Consider the following 26,177-nt stretch of genomic DNA (forward strand, 5'->3'; position numbering starts at 1 on the left):
TCGCGGGCTCCATCCTGGCTGTTCCCGCGCTCACGCTAGGCGGAGCCCCATGAAGGAAGGGTAAGCGCGGCTTCAGCCGAAGGGGCTGACATCCAGGGCGGCCAGGGCGGCCCAGGCATTCGCGGCCAGATGGCCTCGCGCCGGATAGAGGAAATCCGCCATGCCCGGCCGCAGCCCGGTGCCCAGCCCGGTGGTGAGCCAGGGAATGCTTGCCGCCGCGATCCAGCCATCCGGGCGGCGGTGCCGGGCGATGGTGTTGGCGAAGCGCGCCGCCAGGGCACCGCGCCCCAACCGCCGCAGCAGCAAGGCCGCCTGCGCCGTGCCCTCCATCCAGATGCCGTCCCGGTCGTCGTTGAAATCGAGCCCCTGCATCTCAGCGGGAGGCGCGCCGGACGGGAGCCCGTGCCGTGACAGCACCCAGTCCAGCGCCCGCTCCAGCCCTTGGCCGGGCCAGGCCAGGGCCGGCCAGAGATTGGCGTCCAGTGCGCTGCCCCGGTTCACCGCGCCATCCGGCGCCAGCCCCATGGCGAAGCGGCCCTCCGCCTCCATCCACATGGAGCGCACGAAGCCTGCCGCATGGGCTGCCGCGTCGCCGCGCCCCAGCCGCCCGAAGGCCACCGCCAGATCGAGGTTCTGCTCGGTGCTTACCCATGGAAGCGCATCGGGGGCGGGTTCATGGCCGATGGTGCCGCCCCGGAAGCCCCTGGGGCCGCGAAGCCTTTCCAGCCAATCCGCCGCCCGTCCGGCCGCGTGGCGGAAGGGCGGGTCCCCCAGCGCGGTCCAGAGCAGCATGGCGAAGGCGATGGGCCCGGCGGCGCTGCCGGCCTGGTAGCCATCCTCCAGCCACTGGCCGCGCGCCGCATCCCACCATCCCGGCGGGCGGATGCTGCGCGGCGCCTCGGCGAAGACGCGCCCGGCGGGATAGGCGTTCCGCAGCCGCCCGTCCTGCCAATGGCGATCCTGCTCCTGGGCCAGACGCAGCGCCTCGGCGATCCGCAAGGCCAGGCCGCGCTCCCCACCCGCCAGCAGGGCCAGGCCGGCCAGGGCGTTGTCATAGGTGAAGGCAACTTCGGCATGGACCCGGTCGAAATCCTCCCGTCCTTCGGTGGTGAAGGATTTCAGCAGCGCCGGCCCGTCCGCCGCGGCGGCCGCGTGCCGGATGGGCGCCAGCGCATCCGCCGCCAGCCCGGCCCAGCCCGGTTCCGCACCTGCCGGGCGGGCAAGGAGAAGCGGCACCGCCAGGGCTGCGCGGCGGGGAAGGGATCGGCGTTCGCTGGCGCTCATGCCCTGCATCTAGCGCCGTGCCCCGCCAGGGCGAGAGAGCGGCCCTATGAAAAACCGGCAATCGGCGCGATATCCAAGGCGCAATGCAGCAGGGGATCGCCGTGATGGAGCCGAGCCGCCAGGAGTTCCGCGATGCCATGGCGCGGCTCGGTGCTGCCGTCACGATCGTCACCACGGATGGCCCGGCCGGGCGCGTCGGGATCACTGCCAGCGCGGTCTGCAGCGTGACGGACTCGCCCCCCACGCTCCTGGTCTGCATGAACCGCAACAGCAGCCTGAACCCGGCGGTTCAGGCGAATGGCGTGCTCTGCGTCAATGTCCTGCCCGGGGATGCGCAGGAGCTCTCCAACCTATTCGCCGGCTTCACCGGGGCGGACCAGGTGGCCCGCTTCGCCTTCGGCAACTGGTCCAGCCTCGTCACCGGCGCCCCGGCGCTGGAGGAAGCGGTGGCCGCCATCGATTGCGGGGTCGAGGAGGTCGTGGAAAAGGGCACGCACAGCGTCGTCTTCGCCCAGGTGCGGGCGATCCGCCTCGGTGCCCAGAGGCCGGCGCTGATCTGGTTTTCTCGCAACTACCACCCTGTCGGCCTGCCGGGTTAGGCGGGCGGCTTTTCGTGTTCTGACAATGCGGTTCCCGGAGAGGGCTCTGCCCTCTCCGGACCTCACCCGCCAAGGGCCTGAGGCCCTTGGAACCCCATCTGGCTGCCGCGGATGCGATGCAAGCAGGGGTTTCTGAGCCCTTATCCTGCCCTTGCAGTCGCCTCCGGTCATCGACCGGAGGCGCACCGCCAGCCGAACCGCTCCAAACTGCCAAAAGAAGATGATGGTGAGGGGTCCGGGGAGAGGAAGAATTCCTTCTTCCTCTCCCCGGGACAGACCACCGCCAAAGGATGAGGGCGAAGGCGCGGAGGTCAGGAAACGCAGAAGGCCCCGGCGGTGTCCCGCCGGGGCCTTCCCATCGCGCGGCCGGTTCGCGGCCCGCGTCACCTGGTGACCCGTGCGGGTTCAGCCCTGCACGGTGATCCGAGTGGCGGCCACGAGGACCTGGTTGATGCGATGAGACACCGGATCACCTCCTTTCATGTTGTTGACGTGAACGGAGATGGGAAAGCGTCTCCGCGTCTTCAAGACATCTCGGCGTAGCTGCCGTTCTTCCAGACATAGAAGACGTAGTCAGGCACGGTCACGTCGCCCTTGCGGTCGAAGCTGATCGGGCCGAGCACGGTCTGCCAGGGGCCGGAGGACTTCATCGTCTCGGCGACGCGGCGCGGATCCACCGAATTCGCCTTCTTCGCCGCCTCGGCCCAGATCTGGGTGGCGGCATAGGTGTAGAGAACGAAGCCCTCGGGGTTCACGTTGCGGGCGCGGAAGCGCTCCACCACCTCGGCCGCGGTCGGGCGCTTGCGCGGGTCGGAGGAGAAGGTCATCAGCGTGCCTTCCCCGGCGGCGCCGCTGATCTGCCAGAACTCGTTCGTCATCAGCGCATCGCCGCCGATGAGCGTGACATTCATCCCCTGCTCCTTGGCCTGGCGAACGATCAGCCCGGCCTCGGTGTGGTAGCCGCCGACATAGATGACATCGATGTTGCCGGCCTTCAGGCGGGAAACGATGGCGTTGTAGTCACGCTCCCCCGGGGTATAGGCGGCGTAGATCTCCTCGTTCAGCCCGGCCGCGTTCATCGCCTTCTTCGTCTCGTCCGCCAGACCCTTGCCATAGGCGGAGTTGTCGTGAAGCACGGCGACGCGCTTCCCCTTGTAGGTATCGGCAATGTACTTGCCGGCGATGGCGCCCTGCTGGTCGTCGCGCCCGCAGGTGCGGAAGGTGTTCCAGCCGCCCTGGTCGGTATAGGCGGGGTTGGTGGAGGCGGGGCTGATCTGCAGCACGCCTTCCTCCAGATAGACCTTGCTGGCGGGGATGGAGGAGCCGGAGCAGTAATGCCCGATCACCACCCGAACCTGCCGGCCCGAGAGCTGGTTGGCGACCGAGACGGCCTGGCGCGGGTCGCAGGCATCATCGCCCGTCTCCAGCACGATCTGCTGGCCGAGCACGCCGCCGGCGGCGTTGATGTCGGTCACGGCCTGGCTGGCGCCCTCGCGCATCTGGGCACCGAAGGTGGCGTTGGCGCCGGTGAGCGGCCCGGCCATGCCGATGCGGATCGGGCCGCGCGCCTGGGCGCGGGCGCCCCCGGCGGCAAGGATCGCGGGGCCCGCGATGGTGGCCCCCAGGAGAGTGCGACGCTGCATGGTCATCTTGGTGAAGCCTCCGTTGGAACGGTTGGATGAGAGCCTAGAACCGCGCTGCTCCAGGCTTCAATGGGTTCCGAGATAGGCGTCCCGGATCTCCGGCCGGGCCAGCAGCTCCGCCCCCGTGCCCTGGAGCGTGGTGCGGCCGGTGACGAGGACATAGCCGCGATGGGCGAGGCGCAGCGCCTGGTTGGCGTTCTGCTCCACCAGCAGCACGGTCAGCCCCGTCTCGGCGTTCAGCGTGCGGATGGCGGAGAAGATCTGCCGCACCACGAGTGGCGCGAGGCCGAGCGAGGGTTCGTCCAGCAGCAGCAGCCGGGGGCGGGACATCAGGGCGCGGGCGATGGCGAGCATCTGCTGCTCCCCGCCCGAAAGCGTGCCGCCGCGCTGCGCCTCGCGTTCCTTGAGGCGCGGGAAGAGGGTGAAGGCCTGCTCCAGCCCCGGCGCGGGATCGACGCCGAAGGATTGCGCCCCCATCAGCAGGTTCTCGCGCACGGTCATGCGCGGAAAGATGCGGCGGCCTTCCGGTGACTGCGCGATGCCGGCACGCGCGATCTCGTGCATGGGCAGGCCCGTGATGTCCCGCCCCTCGAAGGTGATGCGTCCCTGGCGCGCGCGCGGGCTGCCGAAGATGGTCATCAGCAGGGTGGACTTTCCGGCGCCGTTCGCGCCGATCAGCGTCACGATCTCGCCCTGGTCCACATGGATGGAAACGCCCTTCAGCGCCTCCACCGCGCCATAGGCGGCGGTGACGCCCTCCATCCGCAGCATCGCGCTCATGCCGCACCCTCCGCCGGGGCGGGGGCCTCGTCCTCGTCTCCCTCGCCGAGATAGGCGGCGATCACCTTTTCATCGGCGCGGATCTGGGCGGGGGTGCCGTCGGCGATCTTCTTGCCATGGTCCAGCACCACGATGTGGTCGGAAATTCGCATCACCACGCCCATGTCGTGCTCGATCAGCAGGATGGAGCAGCCGCGGCCGCGGATCAGGCGGATCAGCTCGGCCAGCTCCTCGGATTCGCGGGGGTTGAGGCCGGCTGCCGGCTCGTCCAGGCAGAGCAGGACGGGATCGGTGCACATGGCCCGCGCGATCTCCAGCCGCCGCTGCGCGCCATAGGGCAGGCTGCCGGCCGCGTCATCCGCGCGGTCCATCAGCCGTGTCGCCTCCAGCCAGTGCTTCGCGCGCTCCACCGCCTCGCGCTCGGCGGCGCGGTAGCGGCCCAGGCCGAGCACGGCGGCAATGCCGAAGCCGGTGGCCGCCTGCAGCCGGTTGTGCTGCGCGACCAGCAGGTTCTCCAGCACCGTCATGCCGGGGAAGAGGCGGATGTTCTGGAAGGTGCGGGCCACGCCCGCCTGAGCGATCCGGTGGCCCGGCGTGTTGTGCAGCGCCCGCTGGCCGTCCCGGCCATTCAGCAGTATCTCGCCGGCGCTCGGCGTGTAGAAGCCGGTGATGAGGTTGAACACTGTGGTCTTGCCGGCGCCATTGGGGCCGATCACCGCGGTGATGTCGCCCTGCGCGGCCTCGAAGGAAACCTGGTTCACGGCGGTCAGGCCGCCGAAGCGCATGACCAGCTCCCGCACCTGGAGGATGGGCGCGCTCATCCGTGGCCTTCTCCCACCAGGTCGCCGGATATGGCCCTCCGCTTGCCCAGGGAGATCGAGGGCGTGCGGGTGGAGACGAGGCCGCGCGGCCGCCAGACCATGATCACCACCATGGCCCCGCCGAAGACGAGCATCCGCCATTCCTCAAGGTCGCGGAACGCCTCGAACCCGCCGATCATCACCAGGGCGGCGAGCGCCACCCCGAGCTGGCTGCCGAGGCCCCCGAGCACGACGATGGCGAGGATGATGGCGCTCTCGATGAAGGTGAAGCTCTCCGGGCTGATGAAGGCCTGGCGCGTGGCGAAGAAGGCACCGGCGAAGCCGCCGAACATCGCGCCGATGGCGAAGGCCGTCAGCTTCGTGTTGGTGACGTTGATGCCCAGCGCGCGGCAGGCGATCTCATCCTCGCGCAGGGCCTCCCATGCGCGGCCGAGGGGCTGGCGGCGCAGCCGGATGGTCACCCAGTTCGTCAGCAGCGCCAGCACGAGGATGAGGTAGTAGAGGAACATCACCCGGTGCGTCGGGGATGGTTCCAGCCCGAAGAAATCCGCGAAGGAGCCGGGCCCGCCACCCGCGCTGAAGGTCAGCCCGAAGAAGGAGGGGCGGGGAATGCCGGAGATGCCGTTCGGCCCACCCGTTAGCGACACCCAGTTGATGAGGACGACGCGGATGATCTCGCCGAAGGCCAGGGTGACGATGGCGAGGTAGTCGCCGCGCAGCCGGAGCACGGGGAAGCCGAGGAGCACGCCCCAGAAGGCTGCCATGATCCCCGCCAGCGGCAGGCACACCCAGAAGGACCAGCCGAAGCTGGTGGAGAGCAGCGCGTAGGAATAGGCGCCAACCGCGTAGAAGGCGACATAGCCGAGGTCGAGGAGCCCGGCGAGGCCGACCACGATGTTCAGCCCCCATCCCAGCATCACATAGGTCAGCACCAGGATGCCGAGATCCAGCCCGTAGCGCGTGGTGCCGGGCAGGACGGGGAAGGCGATGGCGAAGAGCAGGAGGACCGGCGCCACCAGGGTGCCGATGCGGAGCAGGAGGGCCGTGCGCTGCGCCGTTTGCGGCTTGCGCTCCGGCCGGAAGCTCTCCCAGAGATTCAGCGCCAGCCGCCCGGCGAAGACGAGGGCGACCAGGATGGCCACGTCCGCCCAGCGCGTGCGGATGATCAGCCCACCGCCCATGGGCCCGACATCCGTGCGCAGCCCCACCAGCGGCACGAAAAGCCCGAGCGCGACAAGGGCCGCGATCCCGGCATCCCGCATGGCATGGGAAAGGGGCGGGCGGGCCCGGGGCGGCGCCGCGCCGCGGGGAATGCCGGTCAGTTCCCCCGGATCGGGCACGCCGTCGTCATTGTGCGGGCGCCCGCCCTCATGCGGCGTGCCGAGCGGCGAGGCGGCGCCGCTCATACCTTCTCCACTTCCGCGCGGCCCAGCAGGCCGGTCGGCATGAAGACGAGGGTGATCGCCAGGATCGCGAAGGTCGCGACATCCTTGTACTGGACGGAAAAATAGGCGCTCCAGAAGGTCTCGATCAGCCCGATGAGCAGCCCGCCCAGCACCGCCCCGGGCAGGGAGCCGATGCCGCCCAGCACGGCGGCTGTGAAAGCCTTAACCCCGGCCAGGAAGCCGATATAGAAGTCGATCACCCCGTATCGCAGCAGGTACATGGTGCCGGCCACCGCGGCGAGCGACGCGCCGATGACGAAGGTGATGCTGATGGTGCGGTCCGTGTCGATGCCCAGTAGCCCCGCCATCTTCCGGTCCTGCTCGCAGGCGCGCATGGCCCGCCCCAGCGATGTCCGCGTGACCAGCCAGGTGAACACGGCGAGGATGACGAGGGTCACGATCACGATCATGGCCTGCATGGTGGAGATCGAGACGGCGAAGCCATTCCCGTGCCAAAGCTCCACGCTGCCGGTGACGAGGGATTCGATCGGCTTCACCCGCGCGCCCTGGGCCACCTGAACATAGTTCTGCAGCACGATGGACATGCCGATGGCGCTGATCAGCGGCGCCAGGCGGAAGGATCCGCGGAGCGGCCGGTAGGCCACCCGCTCCACCGACCAGCCATAGAGCGCCGTGACGGCCATGGAGACCAGGAGCACGAGGAGGATCGCGCCCGGCCCGGTTCCCCACCCCCCCATGGAGATCAGCACGAAGGAAATGAGGGAGATGAAGGCGCCGATCATGAAGATGTCGCCATGGGCGAAATTGATCATGCCGATGATCCCGTAGACCATCGTGTAGCCCACCGCGATCAATCCATAGATCATGCCCAGCGCGACGCCGTTGATGAGCTGCTGCAGGGCATAGGCCAAGCGCGGTCTCCGTCTTTTCCAGGAGCCGGGTTTTCCCGGCGGTGAAGCGTCCCGGCATGAAGCTAAGCCGGGCGCGCGCGCCAAGTAAACGGGCCGCGCGCCCTGCGCCTCAGCCCTTGAGGCGGCGGGACCAGTCCCGCAGGGCCACCAGCTGCTGGGCGATGAAGCCCCGCGTCGCCTCGTCGGTCAGCCGGCCCTCGGAGTCCACCTTGGCGCCGGACTGGGCGATGAACACCTCCGGCTTGTTCAGCGGATGGGCGTTGAGGAAGACGCACATCTTCCGCAGGTCGTACTGGGCCCGCGCCGTGCCGAGCAGGCCCTGGCTGGCGCCCATGATGGCGATGGGCTTCTCGTTGAAGGGCTGCTCCGGCGGGCGGGAGGCCCAGTCGATCGCGTTCTTCAGCACGCCGGGGATGGAGTAGTTGTATTCCGGCGTGGCGATCAGCAGCGCGTCGGCTTCCCGCACCGCGTGGCGGAACGCCTCCACCGCGGCCGGATAGCCCTGCCCGGCGCGGAGATCATCGTCATAGGGCGGAATATCCCGCAGCCCCTCAAAGAGGGTGACGACCACCCCCTCGGGCGCCAGCTCGGCCGCGGCGCGCAGGGCGGCCGTGTTGTGCGACCCGCGCCGGAGGCTGCCGGAAATGCCGAGGATCTTGAAATCGCTCATCGTGGATGATGTCTCCAGAAGGAATCACGGCTTTTCCACCAGGGGCGGCTCCCCGGCCAGGGCGCGGGCGAGCAGGGCCGCCAACCCCGCCTCGGTCACGGGGCGCGGATTGGGATAGGGGCTGGCGGTGGCGAGGGACAGCGCGCGCGGCAGGTCCGCCTCACGCAGCCCCAGTTCCGCCAGGGAGCGCGCGGCCCCCAGCCGCCCCGCCAGCGCCCAGAGCCCGCCCGGCGCATCCTCCGCCCCCAGGGCGCGGGCGATGCGCGCCATGGCCTCCGGCGCGGCCGGGGCGTTGTAGGCGGCGGCATGGGGCAGGATCACCGCGTGGGTCTCGGCATGCGGCAGGTCGAAACCGCCCCCCAGCGCATGGCAGAGCTTGTGGTGCAGCCCCATGGTCACCTGCCCCAGCACCGTGCCGCAGAGCCAGGCGCCATAGAGCGCCTCGGCCCGCGCCTCGGCGTCCCGGGGCTCCTCGCGGATCCGGGGCAGGGCGGCGGCCAGGGCGCGAACGCCTTCCTCCGCCATGATCGCGGTCACCGGCGTGCCGTCGGGGGCGTAGAGCACCTCCACCGCGTGGGCGATGGCGTTCAACCCGGAAACGGCGGCAATGCCCGGCGGCAGGTCCAGGGTCAGCGTGGGATCATAGAGCACCAGGGCCGGCAGCACGCGCGGGTCGCGCCCCGTGCTCTTCGCCCCGCCACGCGTCAGCCCCCACACGGCGGTGCATTCCGAGCCGGAATAGGTCGTGGGCACGGCCAGCGCGGGCAGGCTGCCGGACAGCGCGACCGCCTTGGCCAGCCCAATGGCGCTACCGCCGCCAACGGCCAGCACCGCGTCGGCGCCCAGGGCTGCGGCACGGACGGAAGCGGCCTCGGCAACCTCCACCGGCACATGCATCCGCGCCTCCGCATGCAGCCCGGCCCCGCGCGCGCCGATGAGCGCGAGCACCCTCTCGCCCAGGGCCCGCTGGCCCGGGGTGGAGAGGACCAGCACGCGCCGCAGCCCCATGGCGTCGAGTTCCGCCGGCAGCCGGCCGAGGCTTTCCGCCCCGAAGACCACGCGCTGCGGGAGCGGCGCATGGGTGAAGGCGCGCATGGCGGTCACTCCTCCCAGTCCAGTGCCTCTCCCCGAAGCCAGGCGGCGCCGGCCGCGTAGAGCGCCTGCACCTTCTCCCCTTTCAGCCCGGGCATGTCGGTCTTCACCTGGTAGCCGATGCCGGTTTGCAAATAGGCGAGATGCCGATAGCCCTCGGGGAAGCGCGAGAGCAGCGCGCCATCCAGCTCCAGCCGCGCGGCGGGATCCACCGGGTCCATCCGGTCCTTCTCGTAGATCGGCTGGCGCAGCACGATCTTCCAGCCATCCTCCCGCTCCTCGATGAAGTCGTAGAAGCGGCCTGTGCAGACCACATCCACCGGCACCCCATGCACGGGCGCGCGCTGGGAGATGGTCATCTTCGTCTGCGCGACCGCGCGGCGGCCCTGCATGTCCACGGCGCAGCCGCCGAGGAAATGCAGGATGGAAACGCCCCTGGCCCATCCCTCCTGGCTGGCGCGGATGAACTCGGCGGCCGGGGCCTGGCACCAGGTGGCCATCATCCGCCCCTCTGGTGCCCAGACCGTGCGGAACCGCTCCCAGTCGCCCGCATCGCGCCAGACGGCCCAGTTCTGCACCAGCTCCATCACCTGCAGCCGGCGCAGCATCGCCTCGCTCATCCCGTTTCCTCCGCCTCGTGCCCTTGTGGGCAGGATAGGCCTGTCCCGTCACGCTGGCGATATGAGCGGCTTGACGCGCGGGCCCTGCGCCGTCCCCAATCCACCGAGGCCGCCGCCGTGAACTCCGCCACAAGGAGGGGCAGGGGGCCAGGAGGATGGTCCATGCCCCGTTCCATGCCCGTGGCGCGCCGCGCCGCGCTTGGCCTGCTCGCCCTTCCCGCGCTTCTCCCGGCGCGCGGGCTGGCCCAACCGCGCTGGCCGGACCGGCCGATCCGCTTCCTCCAGGGCTTCGGCGCGGGCGGCACGACGGATATCGTCGCGCGGCTGATCGCGCCGTCGCTGGCCGCACATCTCGGCCAGCCCGTGGTGATGGAGAACCGCCCCGGCGCCGGTGGCACCCTGGCCGCCGAAGGGCTGGCCCGCGCCAGGGATGGGCACACGATGATGCTCATCAACAACGGCTATGCGGTCTCCGCCGCCCTCTATCGCCGCCTTCCCTATGATCCGCTCGCGGATGTGGAGCCGGTGGCGATGGTGGCCTCCGTCGGCCTCGTGCTGCTCGCGGGCGGCGGGGCGGAGGCGCCGCGCGACATGGCGGAACTGGTTCGCCGCGCCAAGGCCTCCCCAGGCGCGCTGAACCTCGCCACGGTCGGCGTCGGCAGCACGCAGCATTTCGTGGCCGAGGCCATCCAGGCCGCCGCTGGCATCCGGCTGACCCATGTGCCCTATCGCGGCACGCCCGCCGCCCTGGTGGCGCTGCGCAATGGAGAGGTGGAACTGGTGGTGGAGCCCGCCTCCTCCGTGCTCGGCCAGATCCGGGGCGGGGAGGCAAGGCCGCTCGCCATCACATCGCGGGATCGCTCGCCGCTGCTGCCGGACGTGCCAACCGTCGCGGAGCTGCTCGGCGCGCCGGATTTCGACATCCAGACCTGGTACGCCATCGCCCTGCCGGCCGGTACGCCGCCCGATGTTGTGGCGCGCGTCACCGAAGCGGCGGAAAGAACGCTCGCCGATCCGGCCCTGCGCGCGCGGCTGGGCGAACTGGGCCTCGCGCCCCGGGCCACCATCCCGCCCGATGCGGTGAAGGCCGCGGTGCATGCGGAAATCACGCGCTGGGCCGGGGTGATCCAGCGCACTGGGATGGAGCGCCAATAGGCCCACCACGCGGAATGTCCGGGAAGGCTGCTCTTCGAACTAGGCGGCATTCAGAGGAAAATTTCGGAATCGATACATATCCGGGGTGCTGAAGCTCGGATACAAGGTATCCGCCTGGGCGCGGCATCTCACCGGCCCCGCCGCGTCCTCCCTGGGAGTGCCCCCGTGCAAAACCGGCCCTGCCTCTGCTGCGGCGATGGAACCCATGCCGGCATCCTTCACGGACGGCGTGGCCTCCTGGCGCGCGGAATAGCGGCCGGCCTTGTCGCCACGGGCCTGCCGCGGGCGCCAGCCCTGTCCGCGAGTGCCGTCGCGCATACGACGCTGACGCCCGACCAGGCCCTAGATCAGCTCAAGAAGGGCAATGACGATTACCAGCACGGAGCACCGTACAGCTTCGCCCACGACCGACCGCGCCGTGTCGAACTGGCCCGCGGACAGGCGCCTTTCGCCGTGCTCGTCGGCTGTTCGGACAGCCGGGTTCCGCCGGAACTCCTCTTCGGCCGCGGACTTGGCGAGCTGTTCATCGTGCGCAACGCGGGCAATACCGTGGACACCGCAGCGCTGGGCAGCATCGAATACGGCGTCGGGGTGCTCGGCTGCCCCTTGGTGGTTGTCCTCGGCCATGAGGGCTGCGGGGCTGTCGCCGCGGCCCTGGAGATGGTGGAACGCAACGCCACATTCCCGGGCGTCATCGGCGAGATGGTCCAGCCGATCCTTCCCGCCGTGCTGTCGGCCCGGGGCGCGGACGGGAAGCTTTCGCTTGATGACGCGGTGATCGCCAATGCCAGGCGCGTCGCCATGCGCCTGAAGACCCAGAGCCCCGTCCTCCAGGCCGCGATCAGTCAGAAGAAGCTGAAAGTGGTTGCCGCACGATACGACCTGGATGATGGCGATGTCAGGTGGTTCGAGGACGCCTGACCCGAGCGCCCCAGCAGGCCCGCCGCGCGCGCCACCCGGCCTGATGCTGCGAGCCAGCCGGGCTGGTCGGCATGCCCTGGACCCGCCATGGGGCTGCCGCAGCTTCAGACGGGTGCCAAACCGCCCCGTGGCACCCGCCCTGATATCCCGCCGGGGCTTCTGGCGGGGTCGTCCTGTAACGCCTGGGCGGGCGCCGGGTTCCCCGGTGCCGCCCTTCGCTGCTCAGGGCGGAAGGATCGGCTCCAGCCCCGCCGCCTCAAGCGTCGGGGCGGCGTCGCGGGAAGCCAGGAAGCGCAGCAGCCGCTCCGCCGCCACGGGCTGCGCGGCGCCCCGGAAGATCGCGGCGGAGAAGACGGCCACCACCTCCACCTCGGGCGGAAGCCGCCCGGCCACCTCGATCCCCGGCACGGCCAGCAGCTCGCTCACCTGCTGCACGGCGATCGCCACCTCGCCGCTCGCAGCCAGCTCGGCCGTGAAGCCGGCCTGGATGATCCTGGCCTTGGCGTTCACCTCCTCCGCGATGCCCAGGCGCTCGATCAACCCGGCGAAGGCGATGCCGCTTGCCCCCGTGCGGGAATAGGCGACGGAGGGCGCCGCCCGCAGCGTCTCGCGCAGCGCATCGAGTGAGCCGAGATCCGGATGCGGCGCCCCGGCCTTCACCGCGAAGCCGACATGGGAGCGGACGAGGTCCTTTCGGCTGGCGGGATCCAGCACGCCATCGGCGCAGAGCTGCCCGATGCCGTCGGCGGTAAGGATGGCGAGATCCGCGCGCTCGCCGCCGCGGATGCGCTGCAGCAGGCCGACCGTCGGCAGGAAATCCGCCTCCACCGTCATGCCGGCAACGGCCTCCAGCCGCGCCGTCATGCCGCGCATGGCGCCGACCACCGCGAGGGTGGAAAGGATGCGGAGCGTCATGCTTCCAGCCCTGAAAGCTCAGCAACCAGCGCGCCGAGCGAGGAGGAATCCAGCCCGCCGCGCCCGCTGTTCACCAAAGCCTCCATCATCTGCGCCACCATGGCGGTGGCGGGGGCGAAGACACCGTGGTCGCGCATGGCGGCCAGCGAAAGGCGCGTGTCCTTGCGCATCAGCTCCGCCCGGAAGCCGGGGGCGAAGGTTTTCTCGTTGATGCGCCTGGCGTGGTTCTCCAGCACGAAGGACTTCGCGGATCCGCCGAGCAGCGCCTGGCGCATCGCCGCCGGATCCAGCCCGGCCTTGCGGCCCAGGGCCAGCGCCTCGGACACCGCCTGCATGGTGGCGGCGACGAGAAGCTGGTTCGCGGACTTGCAGACCTGCCCCGCGCCGGGCGGGCCGAGATGGGTGAGGGTCTTGCCCACAGCCCCGAAAAAGGGCCGCGCGGCGTCGAAGGCCGCGGCATCGCCGCCGATCATACAGGTCAGCGTGCCCTCCTTCGCGCCGCCCGGCCCGCCGCTCACGGGGCTGTCCAGAAGATGGGCCCCGCGCTCCTCCAGCATCCGGCGCGCGAAGCCTGCGGCGGGGGCGGCGGCGATGGTGCTGAAATCGATGACGACGGTGCCGGGCGCCACGCCTTCGGCCACGCCATCCGGGCCGAAGAGCACGGCCTCCACATCCGGCGTGTCGGGCAGGCAGAGGCCGATGCAGGCGGCGCCGCGCGCAGCCTCGGCCGGCGTTCCGGCCCAGGACGCGCCATCCGCCTCCAGCGCCTCCGCCTTGCCCCGGCTGCGGTTGTGAACCGTGAGCTGGAACCCGGCCTTCAGGAGGTTGGCGGCCATCGAGGCCCCCATCACCCCGAGGCCCAGGAAGGCGACGCGCGCCGGTGGCGAAATGGTCTGCAAGGTGCTCAGCTCCTCTTCAGGGCAGCGCGGATCTGGTCGAGCAGCGTGTCCATGGCGCGCTGGAAGGTCGGGCCATCCGCATAGCCATCGGCCTCGCCCACGCGCTCCATGAACCGCGCCCAGGTCGGGGTCTGCATGCCCTGGCGGAAGCGGTCATGCAGGTAGGTCACCATCTCGTCCGTCATGCCGGCAGGGCCGACCCAGCCCTTCATGTTGTCCGCCACGATGTCGTAGCCGAGTTCGCGAAGCGTGGGCACGTCCTTGTAGGCGGGCGCCCGCTGCTCGGAGGCGATGGCCAGCGCCTTCAGCGCGCCGGAGTTCACCTGGTCGCCCAGCTCGTCCGTGGCGTTCACGTTCAGCTGCGTCTGCCCGGCCAGCAGCGCCTGCAGGGCGGGGCCGCCGCCGGTATAGGGCACGTGCAGCAGCTCCACATTCGCCGCCCGCTCCAGCAGGATGAAGATCGAATGCGAGAGCGATCCGACGCCCGCCGATCCATGCGCGATGCTGCCCGGATCCGCCTTCGCCGCCGCGATGGCCGCGGCCAGGTTGGCATAGCGCGGCTGGTCCCCGCCCTTGCAGGACAGGATATGGCCGTTCCGCGTCAGCCGGATCACCGCACGGAAGGATGTCTTGGGATCGTAGGGCACCTCACGGTGCGCGGGGATCGAGGTGCTCTCGCTGCCGCCATGGATCACCAGCGTGTGGCCATCGGGGGCCGCCCGCGCCACCTGCTCGGCCGCCAGCGCACCGCCCGCGCCGGGGCGGTTCACCACCACCATCGGCACGGGCACCAGCGGCGCGCAGGCCTCGGCGATGGTGCGGGCGATGATGTCGCTTCCGCCGCCTGGCGCGAAGCCGACGATGAGCTGGATCGGCCGCGTGGGCTGCCAGCGGCCGATCTGCTGCGCATAGGCCGGCGCGGCCAGCGCCGCGCCCGTGGCGCCGAGCATGGCCCGGCGGGTGATCCTCATCATTCCTGTCGCTCCCTGTTCATTGTTCTTCGGCGGGGCGCCGGCATCCTCAGTCGTCGCTGAGTTCGTACCGGGCACCCGAGCGCGCGCAGATCTCGCGCAGATGCTTCTCCAGCGCGGGCGGCACGGGAATGCCCCCGGCCAGGCGCCGCTCGCGCTCCTCCGCCTCCGGGTCGCCCGCGACCTTCACGGGCTTCGCGGGATCGGCGGGCGGCGTGGCGTGCAGCACGTCGATCATGGCGTCCAGGTCCTCCTCGAACCCGCCTTCCGGGCGGAAGGCGCGCGGATCGATCGCCATGAAGAAATGCCCGACATCATCCGGATCGCCGGGCTTCCGCTGCGGATTGCGGATGGGGCCGAAGGCGGCGCCGGTCAGCGTGGAGGAGAGGATCTGCACCATCGCGCCCAGGCCATAGCCCTTGTGCCCGCCGGTCACCTCCGCGCCGCCCAGTGGCGTCACGCCGCCGCCGGGTTCCTTGAAGATCACCTCCATCGCGCGGGCGGAATCCGTGATGGGCCGCCCGGCCTCGTCCACCACCCATCCTTCCGGGATCGGCTTCCCGTTCAGGTCGTAAACCTTCACCTTGTTCGCCGCGACCGTGGTGGAGGAGATGTCCAGCACGAAGGGCCGGTTCCGCAGCGCCGGCGCCGCGAAGGCGATGGGATTGGCGCCCAGCAGTGGCAGCGTGCCGCGGGTCGGCACCATCAGCACGGTGCGGGCCGATGAGGTGATGAAGCCGATCACCCCTTCACCCGTCGCGATGCGCGCGTAATGCCCGGCCGCGCCGAAATGGTGCGAGTTCCGCACGCCCACCGCGCCGATTCCCGCCGCCTTCGCCTTCCGCACCGCCAGGCGCATCGCGAAATCCGCGTTGGGATGGCCGAGATTGGCGCCACCATCCACCAGCGCGGTGGCGGCGGAATCCAGCACCACCTTCGGCCGCGCCGAAAGATCGAGCTGCCCGTTGTTCCGGAAGGTCTCGTACATCATCAGCATCGACAGCCCGTGGCTGTCGATGCCCATCAGGTCCGTCTCCACCATCGCCTCGGCGGTGGTGGCGGCCAGGTCCTCCGCCATGCCCCAGGCATGGAGCACGTTGAGGATCTGGAGCCGGACGCGCTCCGCCGGAACCAGCCTCATCGCGTGACGGCGACGCCCTTGGCGGAGAGCGTCTCCTCCACCCAGCCGCGCGCCCAGCCGCCGCCATGGATCGCCGCCGTGGTTTCCGCCTCCTTCGCCGCGTGCTTCTCGGCGGCCGCGATCACCTCCGCGGCCTCGGCGCGCGGGATCACCACGATGCCGTCCTCATCGGCCGCGATCAGGTCGCCCGGCATCACCACCTGCCCGCCGCAGGCGACGGGGTAGCCGATCTCGCCCGGGCCGTCCTTGTAGGGGCCGGAGGGATTCGCGCCGCGCGCCCAGACGCCGATATCCATCTTGCGGAGCCCCTCGATATCGCGCACCGCGCCATCGAGCACCAGCGCGCCCACGCCGCGCTTCTCGGCGTGGCCGATCATCAGGTCGCCGGAGAGGGCGATGTTCAGGTCGCCGCCACCATCGCAGACAATCACCTCGCCGGGCCGCGCAAGGTCGATCGCCCGGTGCAGGAACAGGTTGTCGCCGGGGCGCGCCTTCACCGTGAGCGCCGGGCCGACGAAGGTCCTGCGCCCGCCATAGGCGAAGAAGCCGCCACGCATTGACTGCAGCCGGTTCATCACATCGCCGATATTCGCGACGGGCAGCTTCGCCGCGCGGGCGATGAGGGAGGAATCGGGCTCGGGCCGCGTCTCGACGATGCGAAGGCCAACACTCATGCGGAACTCTCTCCTGGCGACACGCCACGGCGGGCGGGATGAAGGCCGGGGAGGACATCGGGCACGGCACGCCGCGCGACTTGTCGGTCCCCTCCACGCCGTCTTTGCGGCATGGGGGAGGATCGTCATGTTCGGGCGGGATTGGCAAGCGGGTGGCAGGAGGGCCCGGGGGATTTCATCCACCGGGCCGTCCATGGATTCCCGGCCAAGCCGGAGCCGGGGGCCGGGGTGGCCGCCACCCCGGCCGCGGCATCATCGCTTCGGCACTACCCGCAGCAAGGGCACCGGATAGGCCACCCGCTCGCCGGGATTGGCGGCGCGCTCGACCCAGCGTGCCACCTTGCCGCCTTCGCATTCCTGCACCACGGGGAAGGCGAGCACGCCGCCAGCCTCCGCCGGGGTGCGGACCAGCAGGACGAATTCGTCGAAGAAGGCGTCGTCCAGCCGGCCGCCGGTCCAGGCGATCTCGCCAGGTGAAGCTGCGGCGTGATGGCCGCCATGATGGGCAGCGTGCCCGGCATGGGAACCGTGCCCGGCCCTTTCCTCTGCCCCTCCGGCCGAGACCGTCCACCCCGGGTGCGGCATGGGGCGGGCGCCCTGCAACTCGGGCGGCACGGTGATGCGGAGGGCGGTGGTCGCGGCGCCGCCGCACCCATGGCCGACGCGGATGGCGAGCCGCACATAGCTCCCGGCTGGCGCCTCGGCCTGATCCAGCACCACATGGGCGGCGGCCGGGGCCGCGAGGCCCGCGGCCAGCGCAAGCGCGGCCGTGATGGAACGCAGTGTCATCGTCTCGCTCCCGCGCTCAGTGGTGATGATGGCCGGCGGGACCGGAAGCGCCCGCGGCCTGCACGGCGACCTGCACCGTCACGGAACCCGCTCGTTCGAAGGCGAGGGTAAGGGGCAGGGTGGTCCCGGGGCGCAGCGCCTGGGAAAGGCCCAGCAGCATCACATGCAGCCCGCCGGGCTGCAGGGTGACGCTTCCTTCCCCCGGCACCTCCAGCGCCTGGACGGGGCGCATGCGGGAGATGTCACCCTCCCGCACGGTTTCGTGGATCTCCACCGCGCGGGCCAGCGGCGTGGAGGCGGAGAGGAGGCGATCCGGCTGGCTGCCGGCATTCCGGATGGTGAGAAAGGCGCCACCCGTGCCGCCCTGCAGGGCCGCGCGGGCCCAGGGCTGCTCGACGGTAATGCCGGCCGGCTGCGCGGCGGCGGCCTGGACGAAGGAAAGGGCGCCCAGCGCGGCAAGCCCGGCCATGGTGCGACGAGAAATGGTCATGATCTGATCCTCGGTGATCCCTGGGGCGCGCTGCGGCGCCCCGATGCGATGCGGCGTGCGGATCAGAGGATGGGCGGCGCGCGGGGAAGCTGCGGCGGCGCGCGCGGCGGAAGCGGTGGAAGGCCTGGCCGGTCCGGAGCGGCCGCCAGGACGACGTAGCCGACAGGACGCGGCGGGGCGCAGGATACCGGTGGCGGCGCGGCGGCAGGGGCGAGGCAGAGGGTGCAGCAATCCTGCGCGGCATCCCGCTGGATCGGCTGGCCTTCCTCATCCACCAGCAGGCTACGCGCGCCGTGGGGGCTGCACAGCTCCAACAGCATGGCCCCGCCCAGCCGCTCCAGCGCCCGCGCATGCGGCACGGTGGCCGCGCCCCATTGGAGCAGCAGCAGGAGCGGGAGAAGGCGCGCGAGGCCGGGCCGGAGGCGGCGCATGGCCAAGGCTCTAGCCCGGCCGCCGCCCGAAGTCACCGGAAGATCATTCCACCCATTCGCCGCGGCGCATCAGCGGCGTGCGATTGCCCTCCATGTCCAGCCCGTCCACCTCCACCTCGGGCGAGCCGATCATCCAGTCCACATGGATGAGGCTGCGATTGGCGCCGCGCTTCACCAGCTCCTCCTCGGAGAAGGTGTCCACGAAGCACTTCGAATAAGCTTGGCCGAGGGCAATGTGGCTGGCCGCGTTCTCGTCGAAGAGCGTGTTGAGGAACAGGATCCCGCTCTGCGCGATGGGGTTGGAATTGGGCACCAGCGCCACCTCGCCGAGTTGGCGCGCACCGGCATCGGTGGAGATCATCTTCTCCAGCACCTCCTGCCCGCGCGTGGCATGGGCCTCCACGATGGCGCCCGCCTCGAAGCGCACACGGATTCCGTCGATCAGCGTGCCCTGGTGGGAAAGCGGCTTGGTGGCCGCCACGACGCCCTCCGTCATCGCCCGATGGGGGGTGGTGAACACCTCCTCGGTCGGGATGTTCGGGTTGCCATAGATGCCGTTCTTGGCCTTGCTGGCGCCGCCCATCCAGGCATGGCCATCCGCCAGCCCCACAATCAGGTCCGTGCCCGGCCCGCGGAAATGCAGGGAGCGGAAGCGCTGCTCGTTCAGCCGGTCCTGCCGCGCCTTCAGCTTCGCGTTATGCTCGGCCCAGGCGGCGATCGGATCGGCCTCGTTCACCCGTGTGGTCGCGTAGATCGCGTCCCACAGCTTGCGCACCGCCTCCTCCGCCGTTTCGCCGGGGAAGACGGCGCTGGCCCAGGCCGGATGCGCGAAGGGCACGAGGGTCCAGTTGATGTGGCTGTCCACGATCAGGTCCAGCGCCGGGCGATAGGCCAGGCTCTGCGCCCGGTTGGCGCGCGCCACCTTCGCCGGATCCTGCCCCGAGAGCAGGGAGGGATCCGCGCCCACGATGGCCAGCCGCGCCGCGTTGTTGCGATAGGCGGCCGCCATGCCCTCGAAGAGCCAGCCGGGCGCGGCATCGAAGCTCTCGTCCCGCGCATGCTGGTAGCGCAGCAGGGCGGATTGCTCGTCGGAGAGGATGGTGGTCACCAGGTCGGCGCCGGCCTTGTAGGCGTGCTCGGTGATGCGGCGGGCCAGGGGCAGCGCCTCGACGGGCGCCGTCATCACCAGCTCCTGCCCCGGAACAAGCCCAAGCCCGACCTTCACGGCCAGCTCCGCCAGCTTGTCCAGGCGGGCATCGTCGGACCCGGCGAGAACAGGCAGCGTGGCGGGGGAAGGGGCGAGATCCATGGCGAAGTCTCCTCGGTCCCCGCCAAGATCGAAGCAGCGGGGGGCAGAGACAAGGGGGCACAGCGACGGCCGCGGGAAGGCCTGCCGCCCCGGTTCCGGCATGGTTTCTTTGACTTCCGCTCCGGCCCGGTCGCAGGCTCATCCTGCCGGGCACGGCCGGCAGGAACAGACAGGGAGGAGCGCCATGTATCTGACCCTGAGGCGCTTTGCCGGGGGTGGTGCAAGGGCCACTGACATCGCCCGCAGTGCCAGGGAGGGATTGGTTCCCATCCTGAAGCGGGCGCCGGGATTCAGGGGCTACTGCGCTTTCGCCAGTGAGGACGGCGATGCGGTCGCCGTCTCGCTCTTCGAGAATGAACAGCAGGCGGGCAGGGCCGGCGAACTGGCCCTTTCCTGGGTTAGGTCCGACATGCGCGACCTTCTGCCCGATCCCCCGGAAACATTCCTCGGGCCGATCGCCATCCAGGCGGGCATGGACGGGACGGAAGGGGGGCAAGGCATCCCCTCCGGCCCGCTCTACGTGCTGATCCGCAAGTTCGAGAACATGGGTGAACCCGACAAGGCTGAGCAGTTCACGCGGGAGATCTCGGTTCCAGCGGTCCGTGGTTCACAGGGGTTCCGCGGCTTCTATGCCGCCTGGGGCGATCCCGGCCGGACACGAGCCGCCGTCGTGACCCTCTTCGATAGCCGGGAGAATGCGGATCGCTCGAACCAGCGTGTTCTCCAGCTGATCCGGGAGAAGGGGGAAAGCTTCGTTCCCCAGCCAAGCCGCGTGGTGGCGGGACGGGCGCTTGTGGTCGAGCCCGGGGCCTGAGATCCGTTACCGGGTGCCCTTAGCGACGCCGACCGCTTCGGGCACCCTCCCGGCAGGAATGATGAACACGCCCCTGCCGGCATGGAGATTGCGCGACCCCGGGGCGGGAGCCGCGATCGCGGCTCCCGCCCCCTGCCGATGGAACAAGGGCTCCTCAACCAGGCCCTATGACCGCTTCACGTTCAGCGGCAGCATCATCCCCCGCCGCTCCAGCGTCATGCCACGGCGATGGGCGCAATCGACGAAATACTGGCCCAGGGGCCAGTAGGGCACGTCCTGGAAGAACTGCGCCTGGATGGCGCGGCCGACGCGCTTCTGGGCCTCCACGTCCGGCGCTTCCAGCCACTCGTCGCGCAGGGCTTCCAGGCGCGGGCTGCTGGGCCAGCCGAACCAGGCATCCTGCCCATTCGCGCGCAGCAGGGGATGGCCGCCCGGGTTGGAAAGATCGTCCCCGCCGAAGAGCACCACCACCGCATTCCAGCCGCCCTGGGCGGGCGGTGCCTTGTTGGCGCGGCGCTGGAGGAGCGTGCCCCAGTCCGAGACCGCGTCTTCCACCTCGAAGCCGATCTTCCGCAGCATGTCGATGCCGACGAGAGTCAGCGCGTTGTTGGTGGCCTGGTCGGCGGGATCGAGCATCACGACCCTGGAGCCCGCCTTGCCCGTGGCGGCCAGGGCAGCGCGCGCCGCCGCCATGTCGCGGGGCGAGGTCAGCACCGAGAGCCCCTCCTCCGAGGCCAGGGCGGTGCCGGGCGGGAAGGGGCCCACGCCGTCGCGCCAGAGCGAGCGGTCATTCCCCATGATGGCCTGCATGTAGTCGGACTGAACCAGGGCGGGCCACACGGCGCGGCGCACGGCGGGGTCGTCGAAAGGCGGGTGCAGGTGGTTCGGGCGCAGCATCACCACCGTGCCGCTCGTCTCCACGCGGTCGATCGCCACGTCGCGCCGCCGGGCGAGGATGGGGCGGAGGTCGTTGTGCATCCGCTCCCAGATATCCACCTCGCCGGACTGCAGCGCGGCGCCGGCGGTGCTGGGATCGGCGATCACCATCCAGACCATCCGCTCGAAATGCGCGAGCTTCGGCCCGGCCGTCACCCCCGGGGTGCCGACAGGCGTGGGCACGTAGCGGTCGTATTTCCGGTACACCACCTGCGAGCCGGAGCGGCGCTCCTCCGCCACGAAGCGATAGGGGCCGGAACCGACGATTTCCGTCAGCTGCGCCGTGGCCGGCTGGCTGGCGAAGCGCTCCGGCATGACGAAGCAGGGATAGGAAGAAGCCTTGCCCAGCGCGTCCAGCATCACGCCGAAGGGGCGCTTCAGCCGGATCTCGAAGCGCCGGTCGTCCAGCGCGCGGATCCCGTCCATCCGCGCCGCCAGGGTCTGCCCGTGCGTGTCCCGCGTCATCCAGCGGCGGATGGAGGCCACGGCATCGGCGGCGCGGATCTTCTCGCCATCGTGGAAGGTGGGGCCGTCCCGCAGGGTGAAGGTCCAGCGCCGCCCATCATCCTCCACCACATGCCCTTCGGCCAGCTGGGGCTGCGGGCGGTAATCCGCATCCAGCCCGTAGAGCGTGTCCCAGCACATGTGGCCGTGGTTGCGCACGGCATAGGAGGTGGTGGAGAGCGGGTCGATCTGCGTCACATCCGCCTGCGGGATGAAGCGCAGCGTATGCGCGGCATCGCCCTGCGCGATGGCGGGCGCGGCGCGGGCGAGGCCTGCGGCGGCGGCGGTGCCCAGCAGGGCGCGGCGTGTCGTCATGGATCATCCCCTCGGCGGCGGAACCGAATGCCAGGGGCCTCGCGCCGCCCTGTCAAGGCAAGGCGGCGCGAGGGCGGCGGGATCAGGACTCGAGCGTTGCGTCCAGCGTGATTTCGGCGCGCAGCACCTTGGAAACCGGGCAGCCCGTCTTCGCCTGCCCGGCCAGCTCCTGGAAGCGCGCGTCATCCACGCCCGGCACCTTCGCCCGCAGGGTCAGGTGGATCCTGGTGATCTCGAATCCCTCGCCCACCTTGTCGAGCGTCACATCGGCCTTGGTCTCCATCCGCTCGGCCGTCAGCCCGGCGCGCCCCAGCACGCCGGAAAGCGCCATGGTGAAGCAGCCGGCATGGGCGGCGCCGATCAGCTCCTCGGGATTGGTGCCCTTCACCCCCTCGAAGCGCATGGCGAAGCCGTAGGGATGGGCATTCATCGCCCCGCTTTCGGTGGAGATGGTGCCGCGCCCATCCTTGATGCCGCCTTCCCAGGTGGCCGAACCATGCTTCTTCATCGCGTTCTCCTCTTGGCGGCGAGCCGGTCGCCCGCCCCATATTGATGGGCGCGCTGCCCGCTTCCGCCAACGCGGCAGCCCGGCGCGCGATGCCGGAAGGAGCGGAATGGCAGCGGGAACCCGATACGGCGTCGATATCCGCGCGGCGCTGCCCGCCGATTCGGCGGATCTGGCCGCCCTGCTCGGCGGCACGCCTCGCCAGATGGCGCAGCGCCTGGAGGCCATGCCGCGCGAGGCCGGGGCCGTCCTCGTCGCCACGGGCTGGAACGGCGCCGCGATCGGCGTGATCGCCCTGAACTGGCACCACACGCTCGCCGCCGACCGCCCCTTGGCACGAATCAGCGCCCTGGCCGTGGCGCAGGAGGAGCGGCGCAACGGCATCGGCCGTCTGCTTATCAAGGCGGGTGCCCAGGCCGCGCGGGTGGCGGGGTGCGACCTGCTGGAAGCCGCGGCGCCCGGCGAGGGGGAGGCGGCCGGGGCCTTCCTCCAGGCCCTGGGATTCGCCCCGGCCGGGCAGAACCTCGCCCGGCCGCTCCGGAAGCGTGCCCAGGAAATGCCCTGATTCCCGAGCGCATCGCATCTGCCGGCCAGGCGTTCATGGTGGCGAAACAGCGGGAGAACTCTGATGCGATCCGCCCTCCTGCCAGCCACCGCCCTTCTGCTCGGCCTGGCTGGCCCCGCCCTGGCCGCGCCCGGCTTCGCGACCGGCAATGTGAACCTGCGCGCCGGGCCCGGCACGAACTACCCGCAGGTCACCGTGGTGCCCGCCGGCGCCCAGGTGGAGATCTTCGGCTGCCTGCAGGGCTACAGCTGGTGCGATGTCGGCTTCGGCCATATCCGGGGCTGGGTCTCCTCGAACTTCCTGCAATACCTCTATGAGGAGCGGCGCGTGCCGCTGCCGCAATATGCGCCCCAGGCCGGCGTGCCGGTGGTGACCTTCCAGTTCGGCAATTACTGGCGGGACCATTACCGCGGCCGGTCCTGGTATGCGGAGCGGGACCGCTGGGGCGGGCCACCCCCGCCCCGCGCCGCCTTCCGCGATCCGCCGCCCCCGGCCTGGCGCGATGGCCCGCCTGGGCGAGGACCGGAATGGCGGGATGGCCGCGCGGACCGCCGCGCCGAGTGGCGTGACGAAAGGCGCGAGCGCCGGGAGGAATGGCGGCAGGAGCGGCGCGAACGCCGGGACGACTGGCGTGACCGCCGGGAGGACTGGCGCGATGGCCGGGGCGGGCCGGACGACCGGGGCCCGCCGGGGCGTGGCCGGCGGGACTAAACGGCCGAAGGCGAGACGCGGCGTCTCATGTCAACCCAGATGCTCAATGGCAAAGCAGGAGTGGTTGCACCTAGCTGATTAGGTGCTTTTGCCTGTTTCTACCTGTGGCGGCGCCTCCGATTCGGCGCGAGTTACGATTAGGGGATTGATTCTGGGAATGAACCCGCGTGCATACCATCGTTCGAAAGCCAGTTCATGATAAAGTGGAGGAACAACATACCGGTCATAGATGTGTCGGAAATCGGCCCCTTCAAACAGGTCAAAACCGAAGGCGCGGCACGGAGCCTTCAGTATTACACCAAAGAGGACCTGAGCAAAGAGGCCACTCGTCATTAACGGATAACATACATCCTTCATAATTCCAAGGATGTTTGAAGGAAGTTCATGTACGCGTTCAATATCTGTGCCAAGCGTAGACGAGGTCTCCGGCGGTAACTTTCCCATATAAATACATTGTAGATGAGGAGCGTTTTGCAGCTGTGTTTTTAGCCACGCCGAACCGCCCTCCTTCGAGATTTGACGGCCACTGAAAACGACGATGTCGGTTCGATCTCCGGTATGTTCCTTCATTCGTTGCAAGTTAGGGAAATTCAATCGGATCACTACGTCGTGCTTGTCTATGGCGTCTCCTGCTTTGAATTCTTTCAGCGAGGGGCCGCTTCCAACAATCGCTACGGCATTCGCTTTGAGTGTATGAGATGTAAGGTTAAGGAATGCCCGATTCCTCCGCGCTTCACTTTCGTTCTGGAAGCTTGTTTCTGATTTGAAAGAGATGAGCGCCAGGAGCACCGACCGATTCAACGCCTCATTAAAGCGGGCTAAGAACGGAGAAGGATCAAAGGTGTGGTCGTTTTCGTGGCGTCTGGCGGCAAGTTGGGCGCACAAACTAAGTCGCTGGAGCACGCTAAGGTGACAGCTATCAGTCTCCGGGTCGCCATCCATGATTTGCTTTCTAAATGGCTCTGGGTGCGATAAAATGCAACGAATCAGCGTGCATAGATCCCCGCCTCTAGCTTTGGAGGTGCTTGTTGCGTGGAGATCTCGGAAGTGTCGCTCAGCTCTTGTTATTTCGCCCAGTCGCATAAGATGATGTGCCAGTAGATGATGTGCAGTTCGGCCTGCAGATCCACTGACGATCAAGTTTTCAATCGCTTCAACAGTTTTCTCTGGACAGCGCTTTAACAGGATCTCTATCGTTCTTCGCAATCCCACTCCAGCATGATCTGGGTGATCCTTTTCCATCATGGCACATAACTCCGCCTCCGTAAATGCATCATTGGAGCGGTCTGGCTGTAGGGCGGTCTGCATCACGATTCTACCTTATCGTTTTAATCTCGGGAGAGTTTTTATTACATTTTTGTTTTCGTTAAACCCCCACTGAAAAAATCATTATCTCCAAAACTGATGGCTTTGCACGTTGTCTGGCCGAGAAATGGTTGGCATACTGCTTTGCTTCCGTTCTCTCTGATGGTAAGCCTCAACGGAAAAGGGGACCAATCACAGCGGTCAATGCGAAAGCGCCTATGATCGTGGCGCCGATGCGGGGCACCCATCCAGCGCGGGCGACAGTGCTCGCCACGCTTCCCAGAAGTGCGCCAAGGGCGATCCAGCTAATAGCTACGCACGTCAGAAGCAGAAGAAATCCGAGGAGGAAAGGCCACCAGGGAGGGGCGCCAAACGGAATCACTCCAAGGGCAAGCACCAAGGATTTGGGGTTCAGCAGGGTGGTAATGAAGACTTGGCGTGCCGTGACCGGTGCTGCGGCATCTATGGCGCCGTTCCGCCACAACATTGCGGCCAGCCAGATTAGATAAAGGCCCACAGTCACTCTCAGCCCGATTAGGACCGTCGGGGCCGAGGCGATCACTGGTCCAATCACCAAGCCAATCACGAGAATTGAGATGAGGTATCCCGCGGCCTCTGCCGGGACCAACGGGGCAGCCCTTCGGAACCCCATAGCTCCGCCCGCCGTGGCCAGCAGCGTGTTGGTCGGGCCTGGCGTGCCCAGGATCAGCAGCACCGTCAGGGTGAAGAGGACGGGGTCCTGCATGGCCGTTCCGAAAGACGATGGAGAGCCGGGCACAGCTCCCCTGGAGTGCGACCCAGCCGGCCAGCTTCTAGCGCCGGCAGGGGGCAGGCGCCAAGCAGCGGGCCCGGCGCCTTTTCCGGGCCGCACCCCATCCCCATGTCTTCGTCGTGTCCCGCCGCCACGAAAGGCGCGCCGCGCGAAGCGGGCGCGCCCTGTCCCCGTCGCCTGCCGAAGATGCGCCTTGCCCGCTCTGCCTCCGCCCGATCCCGCCGGGCGC

Annotated in this window: 28 protein-coding genes; 6 read left to right on the forward strand and 22 right to left on the reverse strand. The window is 69.4% G+C overall.

Annotated elements, in window-relative coordinates; all coding sequences use genetic code 11:
* Window positions 1-72 precede the first annotated feature (72 nt).
* Window positions 73-1,284, reverse strand: a complete 1,212-nt coding sequence (locus J8J14_RS12125) for a hypothetical protein (RefSeq protein ID WP_209379769.1) — start codon at window positions 1,282-1,284, stop codon at window positions 73-75.
* Window positions 1,285-1,367: 83 nt separating this feature from the next.
* On the opposite strand from J8J14_RS12125, the gene J8J14_RS12130 reads away from it, so the two are divergent.
* Entirely contained in the window at window positions 1,368-1,883 is a 516-nt protein-coding gene (locus J8J14_RS12130; RefSeq protein ID WP_245215708.1) for a flavin reductase, read from the forward strand.
* Between the two features lie 524 nt (window positions 1,884-2,407).
* On the opposite strand, the gene J8J14_RS12135 is transcribed toward J8J14_RS12130, so the two are convergent.
* From J8J14_RS12135 to J8J14_RS12170, 8 genes are all read right to left on the reverse strand, one after another.
* Window positions 2,408-3,526, reverse strand: a complete 1,119-nt coding sequence (locus J8J14_RS12135) for a branched-chain amino acid ABC transporter substrate-binding protein (protein ID WP_209379770.1) — start codon at window positions 3,524-3,526, stop codon at window positions 2,408-2,410.
* Window positions 3,527-3,592: 66 nt separating this feature from the next.
* On the reverse strand, window positions 3,593-4,306 hold the full coding sequence (locus tag J8J14_RS12140) for an ABC transporter ATP-binding protein (RefSeq protein ID WP_456307514.1): 714 nt from the start codon (window positions 4,304-4,306) through the stop codon (window positions 3,593-3,595).
* A complete protein-coding gene (locus J8J14_RS12145; protein ID WP_209379771.1) occupies window positions 4,303-5,127 on the reverse strand; it encodes an ABC transporter ATP-binding protein in 825 nt (274 codons plus the stop codon). Before J8J14_RS12145 ends, J8J14_RS12140 begins: the two co-directional genes overlap by 4 nt.
* The gene (gene livM / locus J8J14_RS12150) at window positions 5,124-6,533 is read right to left on the reverse strand and encodes a high-affinity branched-chain amino acid ABC transporter permease LivM (RefSeq protein WP_456307515.1); all 1,410 of its coding nucleotides are present in this window, start codon (window positions 6,531-6,533) and stop codon (window positions 5,124-5,126) included. The genes J8J14_RS12145 and livM overlap by 4 nt, the downstream gene beginning before the upstream one ends.
* The gene (locus tag J8J14_RS12155) at window positions 6,530-7,444 is read right to left on the reverse strand and encodes an ABC transporter permease subunit (RefSeq protein ID WP_209379772.1); all 915 of its coding nucleotides are present in this window, start codon (window positions 7,442-7,444) and stop codon (window positions 6,530-6,532) included. Before J8J14_RS12155 ends, livM begins: the two co-directional genes overlap by 4 nt.
* Window positions 7,445-7,553: 109 nt before the next feature.
* A complete protein-coding gene (locus J8J14_RS12160; protein WP_209379773.1) occupies window positions 7,554-8,114 on the reverse strand; it encodes an NADPH-dependent FMN reductase in 561 nt (186 codons plus the stop codon).
* Between the two features lie 24 nt (window positions 8,115-8,138).
* Window positions 8,139-9,209 (reverse strand): maleylacetate reductase, encoded by a 1,071-nt coding sequence (locus tag J8J14_RS12165; protein ID WP_209379774.1) that lies wholly within the window; start codon window positions 9,207-9,209, stop codon window positions 8,139-8,141.
* A gap of 5 nt (window positions 9,210-9,214) precedes the next feature.
* On the reverse strand, window positions 9,215-9,826 hold the full coding sequence (locus tag J8J14_RS12170) for a nuclear transport factor 2 family protein (protein WP_245215709.1): 612 nt from the start codon (window positions 9,824-9,826) through the stop codon (window positions 9,215-9,217).
* 162 nt (window positions 9,827-9,988) lie between these two features.
* On the opposite strand from J8J14_RS12170, the gene J8J14_RS12175 reads away from it, so the two are divergent.
* Together J8J14_RS12175 and J8J14_RS12180 are read left to right on the forward strand one after the other, a co-directional pair.
* Window positions 9,989-10,981, forward strand: coding sequence for a Bug family tripartite tricarboxylate transporter substrate binding protein (locus J8J14_RS12175; RefSeq protein WP_209379775.1), 993 nt, complete (start codon window positions 9,989-9,991; stop codon window positions 10,979-10,981).
* 165 nt (window positions 10,982-11,146) lie between these two features.
* Window positions 11,147-11,902, forward strand: a complete 756-nt coding sequence (locus J8J14_RS12180; protein WP_342452437.1) for a carbonic anhydrase — start codon at window positions 11,147-11,149, stop codon at window positions 11,900-11,902.
* Window positions 11,903-12,124: 222 nt separating this feature from the next.
* Here J8J14_RS12180 and J8J14_RS12185 read toward each other — a convergent pair whose 3' ends face one another.
* From J8J14_RS12185 to J8J14_RS12225, 9 genes are all read right to left on the reverse strand, one after another.
* Complete coding sequence (locus tag J8J14_RS12185) at window positions 12,125-12,817, reverse strand: substrate-binding domain-containing protein (RefSeq protein WP_209379776.1); 693 nt, start codon at window positions 12,815-12,817, stop codon at window positions 12,125-12,127.
* Window positions 12,814-13,716 carry an NAD(P)-dependent oxidoreductase gene (locus tag J8J14_RS12190; protein ID WP_209379777.1) on the reverse strand — a complete coding sequence of 301 codons (903 nt, stop codon included), beginning with the start codon at window positions 13,714-13,716 and terminating at the stop codon, window positions 12,814-12,816. Before J8J14_RS12190 ends, J8J14_RS12185 begins: the two co-directional genes overlap by 4 nt.
* Before the next feature lie 5 nt (window positions 13,717-13,721).
* On the reverse strand, window positions 13,722-14,690 hold the full coding sequence (locus tag J8J14_RS12195) for a Bug family tripartite tricarboxylate transporter substrate binding protein (protein ID WP_209379778.1): 969 nt from the start codon (window positions 14,688-14,690) through the stop codon (window positions 13,722-13,724).
* A 46-nt stretch (window positions 14,691-14,736) separates the two neighbouring features.
* Entirely contained in the window at window positions 14,737-15,828 is a 1,092-nt protein-coding gene (locus J8J14_RS12200) for an Ldh family oxidoreductase (protein ID WP_209379779.1), read from the reverse strand.
* Entirely contained in the window at window positions 15,825-16,502 is a 678-nt protein-coding gene (locus tag J8J14_RS12205; RefSeq protein ID WP_209379780.1) for an RraA family protein, read from the reverse strand. The genes J8J14_RS12200 and J8J14_RS12205 overlap by 4 nt, the downstream gene beginning before the upstream one ends.
* A gap of 252 nt (window positions 16,503-16,754) precedes the next feature.
* Window positions 16,755-17,291 (reverse strand): YcnI family protein, encoded by a 537-nt coding sequence (locus tag J8J14_RS12210; protein ID WP_209379781.1) that lies wholly within the window; start codon window positions 17,289-17,291, stop codon window positions 16,755-16,757.
* Window positions 17,292-17,307: 16 nt separating this feature from the next.
* A complete protein-coding gene (locus tag J8J14_RS12215) occupies window positions 17,308-17,781 on the reverse strand; it encodes a copper chaperone PCu(A)C (protein WP_209379782.1) in 474 nt (157 codons plus the stop codon).
* 62 nt (window positions 17,782-17,843) lie between these two features.
* Window positions 17,844-18,212, reverse strand: a complete 369-nt coding sequence (locus J8J14_RS12220) for a DUF2946 family protein (protein WP_209379783.1) — start codon at window positions 18,210-18,212, stop codon at window positions 17,844-17,846.
* Between the two features lie 43 nt (window positions 18,213-18,255).
* Window positions 18,256-19,521, reverse strand: coding sequence for an aminopeptidase (locus J8J14_RS12225; RefSeq protein WP_209379784.1), 1,266 nt, complete (start codon window positions 19,519-19,521; stop codon window positions 18,256-18,258).
* A gap of 184 nt (window positions 19,522-19,705) precedes the next feature.
* Between J8J14_RS12225 and J8J14_RS12230 the strand changes: the two genes are divergently transcribed.
* Entirely contained in the window at window positions 19,706-20,335 is a 630-nt protein-coding gene (locus J8J14_RS12230) for a hypothetical protein (RefSeq protein WP_209379785.1), read from the forward strand.
* Between the two features lie 165 nt (window positions 20,336-20,500).
* Here J8J14_RS12230 and J8J14_RS12235 read toward each other — a convergent pair whose 3' ends face one another.
* Together J8J14_RS12235 and J8J14_RS12240 are read right to left on the reverse strand one after the other, a co-directional pair.
* On the reverse strand, window positions 20,501-22,090 hold the full coding sequence (locus tag J8J14_RS12235; protein WP_209379786.1) for an ABC transporter substrate-binding protein: 1,590 nt from the start codon (window positions 22,088-22,090) through the stop codon (window positions 20,501-20,503).
* 82 nt (window positions 22,091-22,172) lie between these two features.
* Window positions 22,173-22,598, reverse strand: coding sequence for an OsmC family protein (locus J8J14_RS12240; RefSeq protein ID WP_209379787.1), 426 nt, complete (start codon window positions 22,596-22,598; stop codon window positions 22,173-22,175).
* Between the two features lie 106 nt (window positions 22,599-22,704).
* Here J8J14_RS12240 and J8J14_RS12245 point away from each other — a divergent pair, with 106 nt between their 5' ends.
* Entirely contained in the window at window positions 22,705-23,160 is a 456-nt protein-coding gene (locus J8J14_RS12245; RefSeq protein WP_209379788.1) for a GNAT family N-acetyltransferase, read from the forward strand.
* A 63-nt stretch (window positions 23,161-23,223) separates the two neighbouring features.
* Window positions 23,224-23,871, forward strand: coding sequence for an SH3 domain-containing protein (locus J8J14_RS12250; protein WP_209379789.1), 648 nt, complete (start codon window positions 23,224-23,226; stop codon window positions 23,869-23,871).
* Between the two features lie 78 nt (window positions 23,872-23,949).
* Here J8J14_RS12250 and J8J14_RS12255 read toward each other — a convergent pair whose 3' ends face one another.
* Both J8J14_RS12255 and J8J14_RS12260 read right to left on the reverse strand, forming a co-directional pair.
* Complete coding sequence (locus J8J14_RS12255) at window positions 23,950-25,179, reverse strand: glycosyltransferase family 29 protein (RefSeq protein ID WP_245215724.1); 1,230 nt, start codon at window positions 25,177-25,179, stop codon at window positions 23,950-23,952.
* Window positions 25,180-25,348: 169 nt separating this feature from the next.
* Window positions 25,349-25,921 carry a LysE family translocator gene (locus J8J14_RS12260; RefSeq protein ID WP_209379791.1) on the reverse strand — a complete coding sequence of 191 codons (573 nt, stop codon included), beginning with the start codon at window positions 25,919-25,921 and terminating at the stop codon, window positions 25,349-25,351.
* Window positions 25,922-26,177: the final 256 nt, after the last annotated feature.

This window comes from Pararoseomonas baculiformis (assembly GCF_017813395.1).
GTDB classification, from domain to species: Bacteria; Pseudomonadota; Alphaproteobacteria; order Acetobacterales; family Acetobacteraceae; genus Roseomonas; species Roseomonas baculiformis.